At 30.5% G+C, this 15,320-nt stretch carries 14 protein-coding genes; 13 read left to right on the forward strand and 1 reads right to left on the reverse strand.

Translation table 11 applies throughout. The features are described 5' to 3' along the window. Nucleotides 1-103: 103 nt before the first annotated feature. The 3 genes from ACH5TW_RS09800 to ACH5TW_RS09810 all read left to right on the forward strand — a co-directional run bounded on the left by ACH5TW_RS09800 (nucleotide 104) and on the right by ACH5TW_RS09810 (nucleotide 3,949). Nucleotides 104-1,291, forward strand: coding sequence for a phosphoglycerate kinase (locus ACH5TW_RS09800; RefSeq protein ID WP_439336319.1), 1,188 nt, complete (start codon nucleotides 104-106; stop codon nucleotides 1,289-1,291). 80 nt (nucleotides 1,292-1,371) lie between these two features. Further along, nucleotides 1,372-2,937, forward strand: coding sequence for a LysM peptidoglycan-binding domain-containing protein (locus tag ACH5TW_RS09805; RefSeq protein ID WP_439336320.1), 1,566 nt, complete (start codon nucleotides 1,372-1,374; stop codon nucleotides 2,935-2,937). A gap of 22 nt (nucleotides 2,938-2,959) precedes the next feature. Next, nucleotides 2,960-3,949, forward strand: coding sequence for a DUF4837 family protein (locus tag ACH5TW_RS09810; RefSeq protein ID WP_439336321.1), 990 nt, complete (start codon nucleotides 2,960-2,962; stop codon nucleotides 3,947-3,949). A 78-nt stretch (nucleotides 3,950-4,027) separates the two neighbouring features. Here the strand turns inward: ACH5TW_RS09810 and ACH5TW_RS09815 are convergent, their stop codons facing one another. Beyond that, complete coding sequence (locus ACH5TW_RS09815; RefSeq protein ID WP_439336322.1) at nucleotides 4,028-4,216, reverse strand: twin-arginine translocase TatA/TatE family subunit; 189 nt, start codon at nucleotides 4,214-4,216, stop codon at nucleotides 4,028-4,030. A 148-nt stretch (nucleotides 4,217-4,364) separates the two neighbouring features. On the opposite strand from ACH5TW_RS09815, the gene ACH5TW_RS09820 reads away from it, so the two are divergent. The 10 genes from ACH5TW_RS09820 to ACH5TW_RS09865 all read left to right on the forward strand — a co-directional run bounded on the left by ACH5TW_RS09820 (nucleotide 4,365) and on the right by ACH5TW_RS09865 (nucleotide 15,213). Then, nucleotides 4,365-5,228: a M23 family metallopeptidase gene (locus ACH5TW_RS09820; protein WP_439336323.1), complete on the forward strand. Its 864-nt coding sequence runs from the start codon at nucleotides 4,365-4,367 to the stop codon at nucleotides 5,226-5,228. Then, entirely contained in the window at nucleotides 5,229-6,722 is a 1,494-nt protein-coding gene (locus tag ACH5TW_RS09825) for a GH3 auxin-responsive promoter family protein (RefSeq protein WP_439336324.1), read from the forward strand. 36 nt (nucleotides 6,723-6,758) lie between these two features. Then, nucleotides 6,759-8,447 carry a DUF6909 family protein gene (locus ACH5TW_RS09830; protein WP_439336325.1) on the forward strand — a complete coding sequence of 563 codons (1,689 nt, stop codon included), beginning with the start codon at nucleotides 6,759-6,761 and terminating at the stop codon, nucleotides 8,445-8,447. 9 nt (nucleotides 8,448-8,456) lie between these two features. Continuing rightward, on the forward strand, nucleotides 8,457-9,527 hold the full coding sequence (locus ACH5TW_RS09835) for a hypothetical protein (protein ID WP_439336326.1): 1,071 nt from the start codon (nucleotides 8,457-8,459) through the stop codon (nucleotides 9,525-9,527). Nucleotides 9,528-9,532: 5 nt separating this feature from the next. Next, nucleotides 9,533-10,576, forward strand: coding sequence for a dTDP-glucose 4,6-dehydratase (gene rfbB / locus ACH5TW_RS09840; protein WP_439336327.1), 1,044 nt, complete (start codon nucleotides 9,533-9,535; stop codon nucleotides 10,574-10,576). 1 nt (nucleotide 10,577) lies between these two features. Continuing rightward, nucleotides 10,578-11,444 carry a glucose-1-phosphate thymidylyltransferase RfbA gene (rfbA, locus tag ACH5TW_RS09845; RefSeq protein WP_439336328.1) on the forward strand — a complete coding sequence of 289 codons (867 nt, stop codon included), beginning with the start codon at nucleotides 10,578-10,580 and terminating at the stop codon, nucleotides 11,442-11,444. After that, the gene (gene rfbC, locus ACH5TW_RS09850; protein ID WP_439336329.1) at nucleotides 11,444-11,989 is read left to right on the forward strand and encodes a dTDP-4-dehydrorhamnose 3,5-epimerase; all 546 of its coding nucleotides are present in this window, start codon (nucleotides 11,444-11,446) and stop codon (nucleotides 11,987-11,989) included. Before rfbA ends, rfbC begins: the two co-directional genes overlap by 1 nt. Further along, nucleotides 11,986-12,843, forward strand: a complete 858-nt coding sequence (gene rfbD, locus ACH5TW_RS09855) for a dTDP-4-dehydrorhamnose reductase (RefSeq protein ID WP_439336330.1) — start codon at nucleotides 11,986-11,988, stop codon at nucleotides 12,841-12,843. The genes rfbC and rfbD overlap by 4 nt, the downstream gene beginning before the upstream one ends. Before the next feature lie 90 nt (nucleotides 12,844-12,933). Continuing rightward, nucleotides 12,934-13,659 carry an acylneuraminate cytidylyltransferase family protein gene (locus ACH5TW_RS09860; RefSeq protein WP_439336331.1) on the forward strand — a complete coding sequence of 242 codons (726 nt, stop codon included), beginning with the start codon at nucleotides 12,934-12,936 and terminating at the stop codon, nucleotides 13,657-13,659. Nucleotides 13,660-13,908: 249 nt separating this feature from the next. Continuing rightward, entirely contained in the window at nucleotides 13,909-15,213 is a 1,305-nt protein-coding gene (locus tag ACH5TW_RS09865; protein WP_439336332.1) for a sialate O-acetylesterase family protein, read from the forward strand. Nucleotides 15,214-15,320 lie beyond the last annotated feature (107 nt).

Here is a 15,320-nt window from a genome sequence, read left to right on the forward strand (position 1 = left end):
ATCTTTATTATCTATATCGTTTTCGTGAAAAAACACATTTGAAAGGGTTGTTTAATTAGTTACATTTGTGAAATAATTACTTATAAAACAAAACAATATCCAGATGAGAACTCTTAATGATTTTAATTTTGAAAATAAAAAAGCATTAATTCGTGTAGATTTTAATGTGCCACTAAATGATAAGTTTGAAGTTACAGACGCTACAAGAATAGTATCTGCAAAACCAACAATTATTAAGATTTTAGAAGATGGTGGAAGCTGTATTTTAATGTCTCACTTAGGGCGACCAAAAGGATTTCAAGATGAGTTTTCTTTAAAGCATATTGCGGCTAAAGTTGAAGATATTTTAGGTGTAGAAGTAAAATTTGTAGCAGATTGTATTGGAGAAGATGTTGAAGCTGCTGCAGCAAGCTTAGAACCAGGACAAATTTTATTATTAGAAAACTTACGTTACTATAAAGAAGAAACTGCTGGCGATAAAGCTTTTGCTGAAAAACTGTCTAAATTAGGAGACATTTATGTAAATGATGCTTTTGGTACTGCGCATAGAGCACACGCTTCAACTACTATTGTTGCTCAATTTTTTGAAGGTAAAAAATGCTTCGGAAGTTTATTAGCGCAAGAAATAGAAAGCATTCAAAAAGTAATGGAAACAGGTGAAAAACCTGTTTTAGCTGTACTTGGTGGTGCTAAAGTGTCTTCAAAAATTACAATTATAGAAAACATACTAGATAAGGTAGACCACTTAATAATAGGTGGAGGTATGTCTTTTACATTTGTTAAAGCTCAAGGCGGAAAAATAGGAAATTCTATTTGTGAAGACGATAAAATGGAATTGGCTTTAGATATTTTAAAGCAAGCAAAAGAGAAAAACGTACAAATTCATATTCCTGTTGATGTTGTTGCTGCCGATGATTTTAGCAATGATGCGAATACACAAATACTAGATATTACTGCAATTCCTGATGGCTGGGAAGGTGTTGATGCAGGACCAAAATCTATTAAATTATTCCATGATGTTGTTATGGAATCTAAAACTATACTTTGGAACGGACCTCTTGGTGTTTTCGAAATGGAAAGTTTTGCAAACGGAACAATCGAGTTAGGTAATTCAATTGCCGAATCTACTAAAAACGGAGCCTTTTCACTTGTTGGTGGAGGCGATTCTGTAGCAGCTGTAAAACAGTTTGGTTTCGAATATAAAGTAAGTTATGTAAGTACTGGTGGAGGCGCTATGTTAGAAAGTTTAGAAGGTAAAACACTTCCTGGAATTGCTGCTATTTTAGAATAAACACTATTTAGTTTTCAAATTCCCTTAAAAAATACGATTTTAGCCATAATATCGTTCACTAACAAACTGAACTTGATTTTATGGCTTTTCGTTTTTTTATACTATTATTACTTCTCAATATTGGAACTTGTTTTTCTCAAAATCAAGATTCTATTTCATCACAAGCAATTAGTATTAAGGATTCCGTAATCGACGGAAAAGCTAATGTTATTAAAGTAATTGAAGTTGAAACGGATAGTTTTTCAATTAAAAATTTAAAGGATAATAAATTAGCAGCTCAGTTTGATGAAAAGTGGTATGAAGAATTATACAGTACAGCCTTGTATGATACCATTTATAAATCGGTAGCTGAACTTACCTTTGAAGAGATTGATTATCCAGAATTACCAACCGATACCCTTAAAGTAAGATTAAAAGAATTAGATGCCAGAACACCTTTTAATGTGGAATATAACCCAGCTTTAGAAAGTGTAATAAAATCGTATTTAAAACATAGAAGGAGGCATTTACAAAAGCTAATAACTTTAAGTGCGTTTTATTTCCCGCTATTTGAAAAGGAATTAGATAATTATAATATTCCTTTAGAAATAAAGTATTTAGCAATTGTAGAGTCGGCTTTAAAACCCAGAGCAAAGTCTAGAGTAGGCGCTACAGGTTTGTGGCAGTTTATGTTTGCTACAGGTAAAATGTATGGATTAGATGTGAGCAGTTATGTTGATGAACGTAGCGATCCTATTAAATCTACCGAAGCTGCATCAAAATATTTATCTAAGCTCTATGAAATTTTTGGAGATTGGGACTTGGCTTTAGCAGCTTATAATTCTGGACCAGGAAATGTTTCAAAAGCAATCAGGCGGTCTGGAGGGTATAAAAATTACTGGAATATTCGTCATAATTTACCAAGGGAAACGGCAGGGTATTTACCCGCGTTTCTAGCAAATATGTATATTTTTGAATATGCTGAAGAACACGGATTTAAGAAAATGAAACCTGAGGTAGCATATTTTGAAACCGACACCGTAAGAGTGAAAGAAATGATTACGCTCGATCAAGTTTCAGAAGTTACAGGAACTCCAGTTGAAGAACTTCAATTTTTGAATCCATCGTATAAATTAGATATCATTCCATTTATTAAAGGAGAAAATTATGCTTTGCGATTACCAAATGAAGTTGTTGGTAAATTTGTAAATAATGAAGATAGTATTTATGCCTTTGCTAAAGCAGAATTTGCTAAACGAGAAAAGCCTTTACCTCAATTTTTTAATGCGAATGATAGAATTCGATATAAAGTAAAATCGGGTGATTATTTAGGGAAAATATCTAGAATTTATGGGGTGAGAGTTAGTGATATAAAAAGATGGAATGGTTTGCGTAATAATAATTTAAAAATTGGTCAACGATTAACCATTTACCCTCGAAAACCTTATGCAGCCGTATCTACTTCAACAACTAAAATGGTAACAAAAAAATCAACATCAAAACCACTTTCAGGAAACATAATAACTTATACTGTAAAAAGCGGAGATTCGCTTTGGAGTATTTCTCAAAAATTTTCTGGAGTTTCTGTTCAAAATATTAAAGATTGGAACGGTATTAGTGGTAGTAAATTAAAACCAGGAATGAAACTTAAAATTTCAAAAGGATAATTCTTTAAAATCTAACTTTATTATGCGTCATTTATTTATAGCTGTATTATCATTATTATTAGTAATGTCTTGTGGCGACAAAAAATCAAACAAAAGAATTCTTTTAGACTCAAGTGGAAAAATAAACGATATTTCTGTTGTACTAAGTAACGATATGTGGGATGGAAGTGTTGGAGAATCTATTAGGGATGTATTAGCATCTCCTATTTATGGACTACCTCAAGATGAGCCTGTTTTTAATATTAATCAAATACCTTCCCATGTCTTTTCGGGTTTTATAACACAAAACCGAACGATTCTAAAGATAGAAATGGGTAAAGATCCCGCAATAACATTTAATAATAATGTTTATGCGCAACCACAAAAAGTAATTACTGTTTCAGGTAAAACAAAGCAAGAGGTTATTAAACTGCTTAATGATAACGCTTCTAAAATAATTGAATCGTTTAAGAATACCGAAATATTAGCAAAGCAAAAACAAACAAGGAAGTCCTTATATAACGCGAAAGAGATTCAAGAAAATTTAGGCTTAAATATTGAATTTCCAACAGCATACAGAATAGGAAATACATTGGCCAAAAAAGAGGATAAATTTTATTGGTTAAAAAGAGATATTCCAACAGGGTATGTTAATATTTTGCTATATGAATTGCCTCTAAATATCATAAAAAAAGATACTAGTATCGTTGAACAAATTATAAAAATTAGAGATTCTATAGGTAAGAAATACATTGCTGGCCCTTTAGAAGGTTCATATATGATTACTGAAAATAAATATACCCCGTTTCATTCAGAAATTATTTTAGACAATAAGACTACACTAGAAACTAAAGGGATTTGGGAAGTTGAAAATGCAGTTATGGCTGGGCCTTTTATTAATTATGCTATTGAAGATAAAATTAATAATAGATGGATAATTGCTGAAGGATTTGCCTATGCACCATCTGTAGAAAAACGAAATTATATATTCGAATTAGAAGCAATTATAAAATCTATTAAGATTGAAAAATAATTTATTTAGTAATAAATTAAAGTATAAAAAAACCAACACAATGTGTTGGTTTTTTTATTTGATAAATATCTTTGATTCTTATTTTTTAGAATTATCTTTTTTACTTTCTTCTTCTTTGCTAGCATCTTTAAACTCTTTAATACCGCTTCCTAAACCTTTCATTAGTTCAGGTATTTTTTTTCCTCCAAAAAGAAGTAAAATTGCTAATCCTATTATAACCCATTGCCAAGGGCCAACCATTCCTAAAAATATACTTAATGAGATCATAATTTTTAATTTTGTAGTGCAAAGTTAATAATTAAAGTTAAATAATGTCGTTTTAAACATAACTTTAGCATAAAGAGGGTTTCTAGATTGTTATACTTTGTTTAAAGAAGAGTATCTTTCATAAATTCTATTTATTTTTGTTTTTAAGATGAAAGAGAAAAAGCAGCCAAAAAGAATAAAACATAAACTACTTGATAAGTATAAGCTTGTTATACTTAACGAAAATACTTTTGAAGAGCGTTTATCTCTTAAACTTACGCGCTTAAATGTATTTGTTTTAGGTTCCTTGTCTGCTATTTTTTTAATTGTTGTAACCTATGCAATAATTGCTTTTACACCCCTTAGAGAGTATATTCCTGGGTATTCTTCTACAGCGTTAAAAAAGAAAGCTACAGAGTTAAATTATAAAACCGATTCTTTACAGCAAGTAATTACTATGAATGATAGGTATTTTGCCTCCATAAAAAAAGTATTAAAAGGCGATTTAAGTGCTGCCGATTTTAATAAAGATTCTATTGTAGAAGCAGTTAAATTAGAAGCTAGTGAAGTTGATTTAAAACCCATAACTGAAGATTCGCTTTTACGAGAAAAAGTAGATAAAGAAGATAAATATAACTTATTTGAATCGGCAACATCATCAAATTTTGTATTATTTCCTCCAGTAAGCGGAACCATTAGTGAACCGTATAATTTAAAAGAAAAACACTATGCTGTTGATATTGTTGTTGCAAAAGATACGCCTATAAAAGCCACGGCTGATGGTATTGTAATTTTTGCAGATTGGACTGCTAACACAGGTAATGTGATATTAATAGAACATAGTTACGGACTTATATCTGTATATAAACACAATGCGTCATTAACAAAATCTCAGGGCGATTTAGTAAAAGCAGGAGAAGTTATTGCTACTGCAGGAAATACAGGAGAACTTTCAACAGGCCCTCATTTACATTTTGAGCTTTGGAATGATGGATATCCTATTAACCCAACAAATTTTATCGATTTTAAATAAATGATTTCATTAAAGTCTGCTTTAGCAAAACCATTTGCAAAACGTGTTTATAAAAAAATTCAAAAGTGGGCAAATAACCCTGTTGAAACTCAGCAAAAGGTATTTGAAGATTTAATAGCCAATGCTGCTGGAACCGAATTTGGAAAAGATCATGATTTTATAAGTATAAATAATTATGAAGATTTTATTTCTAGAGTTCCCGTTAGAGATTATGAGGCTTTAAAACCGTATGTTGAAAAAGTAGTTGCAGGGCAAGACAATATACTTTGGAAAGGAAAGCCTATTTACTTTGCAAAAACATCTGGAACAACTTCTGGCTCAAAATACATTCCTATTACTAAAGAAAGCATGCCAACTCATGTTGAAGCCGCAAGAAATGCTATTTTAATGTATATTCATGAAACAGGTAATGCTAAATTTGTTGATGGAAAAATGATTTTCCTCCAAGGAAGCCCAATTCTTAATGAGCAAAACGGCGTGCAATTAGGTAGGCTTTCTGGTATTGTAGCGCATTATGTACCTAAATATCTTCAAAAGAATAGATTACCGTCTTGGGAAACCAATTGTATTGAAGATTGGGAAACTAAAGTAGATGCTATAGTTGAAGAAACGCTTCCTGAAAACATGACTATTATTTCTGGTATTCCTTCGTGGGTGCAAATGTATTTTGAAAAACTTCAGCAAAAAACAGGAAAAAAAGTAGGTGATATTTTTAAGAATTTCAATTTGTTTATTTTTGGAGGTGTTAATTATGAGCCTTACAAAGCCAAGTTTGAAAATTTAATTGGTAGAAAAGTAGATAGTATCGAATTGTATCCTGCAAGTGAAGGCTTTTTTGCTTTTCAAGATAAGCAGTGTGATAAAGGGATGTTATTACAATTAAATTCAGGTATTTTTTACGAGTTTATTAAAGCCGATGAATTTTTTAATGAAAACCCAAAACGAATAACGATTAAAGATGTTGAAGTTGGTATAAATTATGTGATGATAATTTCAACCAATGCAGGGTTATGGGCTTATAATATTGGTGATACGGTTGAGTTTACTTCTACTAAACCATATCGTGTTATTGTTTCTGGTAGAATAAAACATTTCATTTCTGCTTTTGGCGAACATGTAATTGGAAAAGAAGTAGAACAAGCGATGCAAGTGGCTACTTTAAATACAGAAACACGAGTTTCAGAGTTTACGGTAGCGCCTCAAATAAACCCTAAAGAAGGCTTACCTTATCATGAATGGTTTGTCGAGTTTGAAAATGAACCAGAAAATCTTTCCACTTTAGCGAAAAAAATAGACGAATCACTACAAAAACAAAACTCTTATTATTTCGATTTAATAGAAGGGAAGGTATTACAACCTCTTAAAATTACTAGAGTTAAAAAAGGCGGGTTTCAAGCTTATATGAAATCTGTTGGTAAATTGGGAGGGCAAAATAAAATTCCAAGATTATCAAACGACAGGAAAATTGTTGAGGATTTTCCGCACGATAATTAAGCCAAATAATAGTATCTTTGACCAGTCATAATAGGTATGAGTAATAAAAAACATCACGAAAGAACAAGGGCTCAAGAAAGCTCGAATGCCATCGAAAGGATGTATATTACTATGCGCCATTTGTTTAACCGTGGGTTTTATAAACCTATGGGGGTGTCTGGAGAAACGCTTAGAGAAGCATTGTTGCTTTTACGCCCAGAAATTTATGGCTCTATAGGAGAAGAAAAAGCAGAGTTAGAGGGTTTGCTTTATGTGATTGATAGACTTCCTATAGGAATAGAGGAATGCACTTTTATTAATTTAACAAGTGATGAAGGGTATTCGAATTCTCATTTTAAACCTATTATTCCAGAAAAAAGACGTCGAAATTGTTTCAGAATTGATGACGAACAAATGAATATTGAGATTACCCGAGGGAGGTCTGAGATTTATGATATTTTAACGCATTTAACTTTCCTTTTTGTAGAGTCTCATAAAATTAGTTCGCGTGTTTTAATTAATGAAGATGGAGCTACTACTAGAGATTGGATAAAATTAGAAAAAGCGGTTTTTTTAAAAAAGAAGCTTACTAATGAAGAACGCGAAGTAGCTATTACACATACAGCTAATATTTTAGGGCGTACGTTTGAAGAATTAAAAACAGTTTACGGTGAGTTTGCAACAACAAACCAACCAGAAAGGTTGCTTCATATTGTTTATTGGTTGGGTAAACTAGCTATTGAAGAACAAGTAAATGATAATAAACGAACCATTACATTTAGCCCTGTATTAAGAGAACGTATTGGACATCATATTCATGGTGAAATTTGGGCAGACGGTATAAAAGAAGTTCTTTTTAAACACGGTTTGTTAGAAAGACCAATTCATATTATTAGTGCAAATATGCATAGTGTAATGAATACGCTCTTTGCTCCAAATGCTTTAAAATCATTAAAAAATAAAAGTGACGTTTTTCAAGTTTATGAGTCTTTAAGTAAGAAAGAAAATAAAGAGTTACGAAATAAAGTAATAAAAGAAGCTTTACAAAAAGGAATGATTTATATTAAAGATGTTTCTGGAACCAATATAGATGTTCAAATTTTTGATACAAATAAGATAGACCTTTCTAAAATAGATGTTGAAGTAAATAAAACATTTGTAGAAGCAACAAAACCTGTTATATTTGTTATGGATTATGCTTTTGGAGAACAAGCTTATGAAACGATAGATGAATTATTGAAACCTTATAATAAGGAAGGAAAAAAAATTCATTTAAATGTTGAGTCATTATCTATTATGGGTAAAGCAGGAATTTTAGAAGGAGGAAAAGGTGATATTATGATACCGTCAGCACATATTTTTGAAGGTACAGCAGATAATTATCCTTTTGAAAATGAATTAAAAAAAGAAGATTTAGAAAATCAAGGAGTAGGTGTTTATGAAGGGTCTATGATAACCGTTTTAGGCACTTCGCTTCAAAATAAAGACATTTTGAAATTCTTTTATAATTCAACATGGAATGTAATAGGCTTAGAAATGGAAGGGGCTCACTACCAAAAAGCCATTCAAGCTGCCTCTAAAGTAAGAGGGAGTATCAATCCAAATGTAAAAATAAGATATGCGTATTATGCCAGTGATAATCCTTTAGAAACTGGAGCTACCTTAGCATCTGGAGGCTTAGGGACATCTGGTGTCAGACCAACCTATTTAATAACAAGAACCATATTAGAACAAATATTTAATTAAATAAAAATTATGAGTAAAGAATCTCCACAACCACAACAATCTGAAGAAGTAGATTTAGGACAGTTGTTTAAACTTATTGGTAATGCTTTTGATAGATTTTTTAAGTTTATAGGAAGTATTTTTAGTGGTATATATAAAGTTGTATTATTACTTTTAGTACATATATATAAACGTTTAGTTTGGTATGCTGCTGCTACTATAATAGGTGTTGTTTTAGGTTTTTTAATTGATAATTTCTCTGACAAATCTTATGGTGCAAATATGTTTATACAAACTAATTTTAATTCTGCGAGGCAGGTCTATGAAAATATTAAACAATTTCATCAATTAGCATATATAGATAAAGATACTGTAGAGTTGGCTAGAAGATTAGATATTTCTACTAAAGAAGCTTCTAATTTAAAAGGATTTTATATTGAAGCTGATTTGGATGAAAATAATATAGCTTCAATGTACTCAGAGTTTTATCTTAAATTAGATTCTATATCTCGATTAGAAATGACTTACAAAAGGTATAAAGAATCCTTAACACCGTACAATTATTCAATACACAGAATAGGAGTCGCTTCTACTGATAGAAATCTTTACAAAAAAATAGAGAATTCTTTTGTGAAGGGGCTTTCAAATAATGATTATTTAGTAGAAATGCTGGAAGCGAGTGATTCAATTTTAAATAGGAAGGATAAATCGCTCCGAGTTCAAGTTGAAAAAACAGATGATTTAGTTGATGAATATTTAAAGATTAGAATAAATGAATCTGAAAAAGAACAAATACCTGGTTCTGGTACTAATCTATATATGGGAGATGCTGAATCAACTGGAGGAAGTTTAATTGTTGATGAGTCTAAAGTATTACAACAAAGGTTAAGGTATGAAAATCTTAGAAGAGAAATAGATAGCACAAAAGCTATCCAAAAAAATATCATTAATGTTTTAGCTAATTTCCCGGAATCTGGTTATGATATTAGAGAATGGACTGATAAAAAGAAGTTTGTGTTGCCAATTGTATTGTTTTTAATAACATTATTTGTGTTTTCTTTTATTGGACTAGGGAGATTTTTAGACACTCAAAGTAAATAGATTAGATGAATATTTTAATAACAGGTGGGGCTGGTTTTATTGGATCTCATGTAGTGAGACTATTTGTTGAAAGGTATCCTGATTATCATATTTTTAATTTAGATAAATTAACATATGCAGGTAATTTAGAAAATTTAATAGATATTGAAAACAAACCTAATTATAAGTTTATAAAAGGAGATATCACAGATGAACCTTTCATAAATAAGTTGTTTAGAGAGTATAGATTTGACAGTGTGATTCATTTAGCTGCAGAATCTCATGTTGACCGTTCGATAAAAGACCCTTTAGCATTTGTTAAAACAAATGTAATAGGGACTATGGTTCTTTTAAACTCCTTTAAATCTGTTTGGAAAGATGATTTTAGTAATAAATTGTTTTATCATGTAAGTACAGACGAAGTTTATGGTTCTTTAGGGCAAATAGGTTTATTTACTGAGACCACTTCATATGATCCTAATTCACCTTACTCAGCATCAAAGGCTAGTTCTGATCATTTTGTAAGAGCTTATGGTGAAACTTATGGATTGCCTTATGTGATAACAAATTGTTCTAATAATTATGGGCAAAATCAATTTCCAGAAAAGTTAATCCCTCTTTTTATTAATAATATTATTAATGGTAAATCATTACCTGTTTATGGAGATGGGAATTATACAAGAGATTGGCTATATGTAATAGATCATGCCATAGCTATTGATTTAGTTTTTCATAAAGGAATTATAGGTGAGACATATAATATTGGTGGTTTTAACGAGTGGAAAAACATTGATTTAGTAAAATTGTTATGCAAAAAAATGGATGAGAAGCTAGGTCGATCTAAAGGATATTCAGAAAAGCTAATAACTTATGTTAAAGATAGACCAGGACATGATTTAAGATATGCTATAGACGCATCAAAGATTAATAAAGAATTAGGATGGAAACCCTCAGTAACTTTTGAAGAAGGACTTTCTATTACGATTGATTGGTATTTAAATAATGAAGCATGGTTAGGTAATGTAACTAGTGGAGCATATCAATCATATTATAAGAAGCAATATAATTAATATGAAAGGAATAATATTAGCAGGAGGATCAGGAACACGATTACACCCTTTAACATTATCTGTAAGTAAGCAATTAATGCCTATTTATGATAAACCAATGATCTATTATCCGCTTTCAACATTAATGTATGCAGGTATAAATCAAGTATTAATCATTTCAACACCTAATGATTTACCTCTCTTTAAAGATTTATTAGGTGATGGTAAAAAGTATGGATGTAAATTTGAATATGCTGTTCAGGAATCACCTAATGGATTAGCAGAAGCATTTGTTATAGGAGAAGATTTTATAGGTAATGATAAGGTAGCTTTAATATTAGGAGATAACATTTTTTATGGTACTGGTTTAGCTAAACTTTTACAGGCAAATAATGACCCTAATGGTGGGATAATATATGCTTATCGTGTTCATGATCCAGAGCGTTATGGGGTTGTAGAATTTAATGATGAAGGACAAGCAATATCAATAGAAGAAAAGCCAAAAGAGCCTAAATCAAACTATGCCGTTCCTGGTATTTATTTTTATGATAATTCGGTTGTTGAAATAGCAAAAAATATTAAACCAAGCTATAGGGGGGAACTTGAAATTACAGATGTAAATAAAGAGTACCTAAAACAAGGCAAACTAAGTGTTAGTATTTTAGATAGAGGCACGGCTTGGTTAGATACTGGGACTTTTCAATCTTTAATGCAAGCTTCGCAGTTTGTGGAGGTTATAGAAGAAAGGCAAGGGTTAAAAATAGGAGCTATTGAAGGCGCTGCATATGAAATGGGCTACATTAATAAAGAACAGTTTAAATCTTTAGCAGAACCATTACTTAAAAGTGGTTATGGAAAGAATTTATTAGGTTTATTGAATAGAGAATAATGATAGTAGAAGAAACTATATTAGAAGGTTGTTTTATAGTGCAGCCAAAAATTTTTAATGACTCCAGAGGTTATTTTTTTGAAAGTTTTAATCAAAGCACGTTTAATGAATTAATTAATCAAGAAGTTAATTTTGTGCAGGATAATGAATCATTTTCTTCTAAAGGCGTTTTAAGAGGCTTACATTACCAAATAGGAGACCATGCACAAGCAAAGTTAGTAAGAGTGATTAAAGGACAGGTTTTAGATATAGCGGTAGATATTAGAAAAGATTCTTCAACTTTTGGAAATCATGTTGCTGTAGAATTAACAGAAGAAAATAAAAAGCAATTATTTGTTCCTCGAGGTTTTGCGCATGGTTTTATTGTTTTAAGTGATACAGCTACTTTTTTTTATAAGTGTGATAATTTTTATGAACATGCATCCGAAAGGGGTATTATTTATAATGATATAGATTTAAATATTGATTGGAAATTAGATGAAAAAGAATTTATAGTTTCCGAAAAGGATTTGCTGTTACCAACTTTAAAAGAAGCTGTTTTATGATAAATGTTTTGGTTACGGGGGGTAACGGACAATTAGCAAGTTGTATAAAGGATGTTGAAAGTCAATATGATTATTTAAATGTGATTTATACGGACTATTTAGAACTAAATATTTGTGATTTAAATCTGGTACAAGCTTTTTTTAAAGAACATAAACAAATAGATTATTGTATCAATTGTGCGGCTTATACAGCTGTTGATAATGCAGAAAGAGATGTAGAAAAGGCTTTTGATATAAATGCAATGGGAGCAAAAAATTTAGCTATAGCTTGTAAGAAACAAGGTACTGTTTTAATACATATTTCAACTGATTTTGTGTTTGATGGTAAAAAAAACGAACCTTATGTAGAAACAAGTGAAACCAATCCAATTAGTGTATATGGAGCATCTAAATTACAAGGAGAAGTTGAAATACAACAAGTTTTAAAAGAACACTTTATTATAAGAACATCATGGTTATATTCTGAGTATGGAAATAACTTTATGAAAACTATGTTACGTTTATCGGAAACCAGAGACGAGTTAGATGTTGTTGGTGATCAAAGAGGAACACCAACTTATGCAGGTGATTTAGCCGAGGTTATAGTTCATATTATAAATATGAAAGTAAAAGATTACGGAATATATCATTATAGTAATTTAGGAGAATTAAGTTGGTTTGATTTTGCTAAGGCTATTTTTGAGGAGACTAATTCTATAATAAACGTAAATTCAATTAAAACAGAAGAGTATCCAACACCTGCAAAGAGACCTTCTTTTAGTGTTATGGATAAAACTAAAATAAAAACTACTTTAAAAATAGAGATTCCTTATTGGAGGAAAAGTTTAAAAAGCAGTTTAGCTAGATTGAAATAATCAATATAGAATTTTTTTGATAATGCCCAAATTAAAAAACTTTTAGTTTGTATGTTTGTAAGTGATTTTTTTTAGAAATAAATTTAATAAATGAAAGAAAAGAGAGTTGTAGCACTGTTAACGGGTAGGGGAAATAGCACGTTATTAAATAAAAATATTTTACCTGTTTTTGGTAAACCTCTTTTGTATTATCCAGCCATGGCTGCTAAAACATGTGACTTGATTACAGACTTTTATGTAAGTAGTAACGATGAAAAAATATTAAAAGCAGCAGAGAATTGTGGTTATAAGCGTATTATTAGACCTGAGGAATATTCTACTCCAACAGCTCAACATAAAGATGTTATACTACATGCCTTAGAGATGATGAAAGAAGATGGAATAGAACCTGATATTATAGTTGTTCTTATGGCTAACTCTGGAGTTGTGAAAAAGGAATGGATTGAAGATTCAATTATTAATATTTTAGAAAATGAAGACTTATCAGCGTCAGCTCCTGTAAAAATGGACCAAGACCATCATCCTTATAGGGCAAAAAAACTAAGAGAAGATGGGTGTTTGGACACTTGGTTTGATTTTAATAATGAAGCAGTATCAACTAATAGACAAGACTTACCAGGATGTTATTATTTGTGTCATAATTTTTGGACACTTAATGTTAATAAATCTATAAAAGCAGAGGGTGGGCAACAGCCTTGGGGATTTATGGGAAATAATGTTAAGCCCATAATAGTTGATGAAGGGTTTGATGTGCATATTCTAGAAGATATTCAAAGAACAGAAAAATGGATAATGGGAGAAGGAATAAAATATTAGACTTATAGAAATGTTTAAGAGATTCCAAATTAACCTATAAGATAAGTAAAGTATTAAAAGTATAGAACTATAAATATTAACAGATTATACCGCTTTAAGGTCAAAATAACTTTAGAAATAAATCTATTATAAATTAGGTTAAATAAGAATATATAAAACACCAAGATTATTATATAAATCACTAATATAAGTTCTACCAGTTATCTTAGATGTATTATTTGAATACATGAAAGGAACAAAATTTATAAAATGAAAAAGACTTTATTTATTTTATTATTTGGAATTATAGGTTTTGCACAAAACCTCGTAATACTACCGATTACTAAACAATCTGTTAAAGAGATAGATTTAACCTCGACAAAGGAAACTATTATAGTAGCAGAAGGGCAAAGTAATATGGTTGGAACTGATGCTGAAATAGTGCCTTACGATGTTACGGTTAATAACAATGTATTAATATGGAACAAAGGAACAAGTAAATGGGATGTATTAGATTCTAGAGCTGATAAAATATATTGGTCGTTTGCCAAAAAGTATCAAGAGACATATGGTGGAACTGTTAAGATAATATTAAATGCCAGTGGTGGTATGCCAATAGATGATTGGATACAAGAGGGCTCAACTGACAGGCATCAAGGCGAAAATAATGGCAGTGATGTTGATTATTTTTATAAACTACAAAAAAGAATTGATTTACTTGAAAGTTTAAATCAGTACGACACAAATGAATACTTCTTTTTATTTGGAGGACTTATAAAGGGAGTTGGTAGTTATTCTTTATGGCACGCAACAAGTATATGTTTTGAAAATGTTATGACAAGTAAAAATGTCGCTTACGTAGATTCAAAAGGATTAATTTCAGTTAGATCAGGAACTGGGGTTAATATTCATTTTGATGGTGCTGATTTACATAAATTTGGTCAAAGATATTTTAAGGTTTATCAAAATATGAGTATTGGCCAAAACCTGCAAAAACAAAAACACGATGTAATAACAACAAACAATAGTGATTTATGGGATTTTACTGCCGACACATTTATATTAACAGATGCCGAAGGTTGGAGTTCAATTGTTATTCCTAAACCTGCATTAAATAAAGAATATACAATAGTGAATTTAAGAAGTACTTCATCAGTTACATTAACTCCTTCAGAGGGAAAAATTAATAGGATGTCAACTTATATTTTACCACCTAATACTTCTGTAAAAATAAAAGGGATAAGAAATGAAGGAGGAAGTATTATAGAGAATCAAATTTTATCTATAACTCCTAAAAACTTTGTAGTTGTAGTAGGCTCTAATATTACTCTTTCAAATGCGTATTACAATTCAACCATAAGACTTACAGGTAATTCTACAATTACTATTCCCACAGGGTTGTACCCTGATTTTAAAATGCGAGTTGACGTTGTTAGTGGCACATTATCTTTATTAGGAGCCAAAGGAGTAACATTACAGAAATTAAATGGTTTCAATACAGCTGTAGAGGAAGATTGGATTGAAATATATAGAGCCTTTCCTACCATTGAAACTTATAGAGCTAAAAAATTATAAAAATGAAAAATAATAATATCGCAATGAGACTTGGTTTTATGTGTTTTCCTCAAAACGAAGTTAAATTTAAAAACAATATAGATTTATCAACTGAATACATACAAACC

It is taken from the genome of Thalassobellus sediminis (genome assembly GCF_044386045.1).
Classification (GTDB): domain Bacteria; phylum Bacteroidota; class Bacteroidia; order Flavobacteriales; family Flavobacteriaceae; genus Thalassobellus; species Thalassobellus sediminis.

Bases quoted from the DNA above. Each gene is read 5' to 3' on its own strand.
- ACH5TW_RS09835 (WP_439336326.1), top strand. From the start codon at position 8,457: ATGAGTAAAGAATCTCCACAACCACAACAATCTGAAGAAGTAGATTTA.
- rfbA (WP_439336328.1), top strand. From the start codon at position 10,578: ATGAAAGGAATAATATTAGCAGGAGGATCAGGAACACGATTACACCCT.
- ACH5TW_RS09820 (WP_439336323.1), top strand. From the start codon at position 4,365: ATGAAAGAGAAAAAGCAGCCAAAAAGAATAAAACATAAACTACTTGAT.
- ACH5TW_RS09810 (WP_439336321.1), top strand. From the start codon at position 2,960: ATGCGTCATTTATTTATAGCTGTATTATCATTATTATTAGTAATGTCT.
- ACH5TW_RS09800 (WP_439336319.1), top strand. From the start codon at position 104: ATGAGAACTCTTAATGATTTTAATTTTGAAAATAAAAAAGCATTAATT.
- ACH5TW_RS09830 (WP_439336325.1), top strand. From the start codon at position 6,759: ATGAGTAATAAAAAACATCACGAAAGAACAAGGGCTCAAGAAAGCTCG.
- ACH5TW_RS09825 (WP_439336324.1), top strand. From the start codon at position 5,229: ATGATTTCATTAAAGTCTGCTTTAGCAAAACCATTTGCAAAACGTGTT.
- rfbD (WP_439336330.1), top strand. From the start codon at position 11,986: ATGATAAATGTTTTGGTTACGGGGGGTAACGGACAATTAGCAAGTTGT.
- ACH5TW_RS09860 (WP_439336331.1), top strand. From the start codon at position 12,934: ATGAAAGAAAAGAGAGTTGTAGCACTGTTAACGGGTAGGGGAAATAGC.
- ACH5TW_RS09815 (WP_439336322.1), bottom strand. From the start codon at position 4,216: ATGATCTCATTAAGTATATTTTTAGGAATGGTTGGCCCTTGGCAATGG.
- rfbC (WP_439336329.1), top strand. From the start codon at position 11,444: ATGATAGTAGAAGAAACTATATTAGAAGGTTGTTTTATAGTGCAGCCA.
- ACH5TW_RS09805 (WP_439336320.1), top strand. From the start codon at position 1,372: ATGGCTTTTCGTTTTTTTATACTATTATTACTTCTCAATATTGGAACT.
- ACH5TW_RS09865 (WP_439336332.1), top strand. From the start codon at position 13,909: ATGAAAAAGACTTTATTTATTTTATTATTTGGAATTATAGGTTTTGCA.
- rfbB (WP_439336327.1), top strand. From the start codon at position 9,533: ATGAATATTTTAATAACAGGTGGGGCTGGTTTTATTGGATCTCATGTA.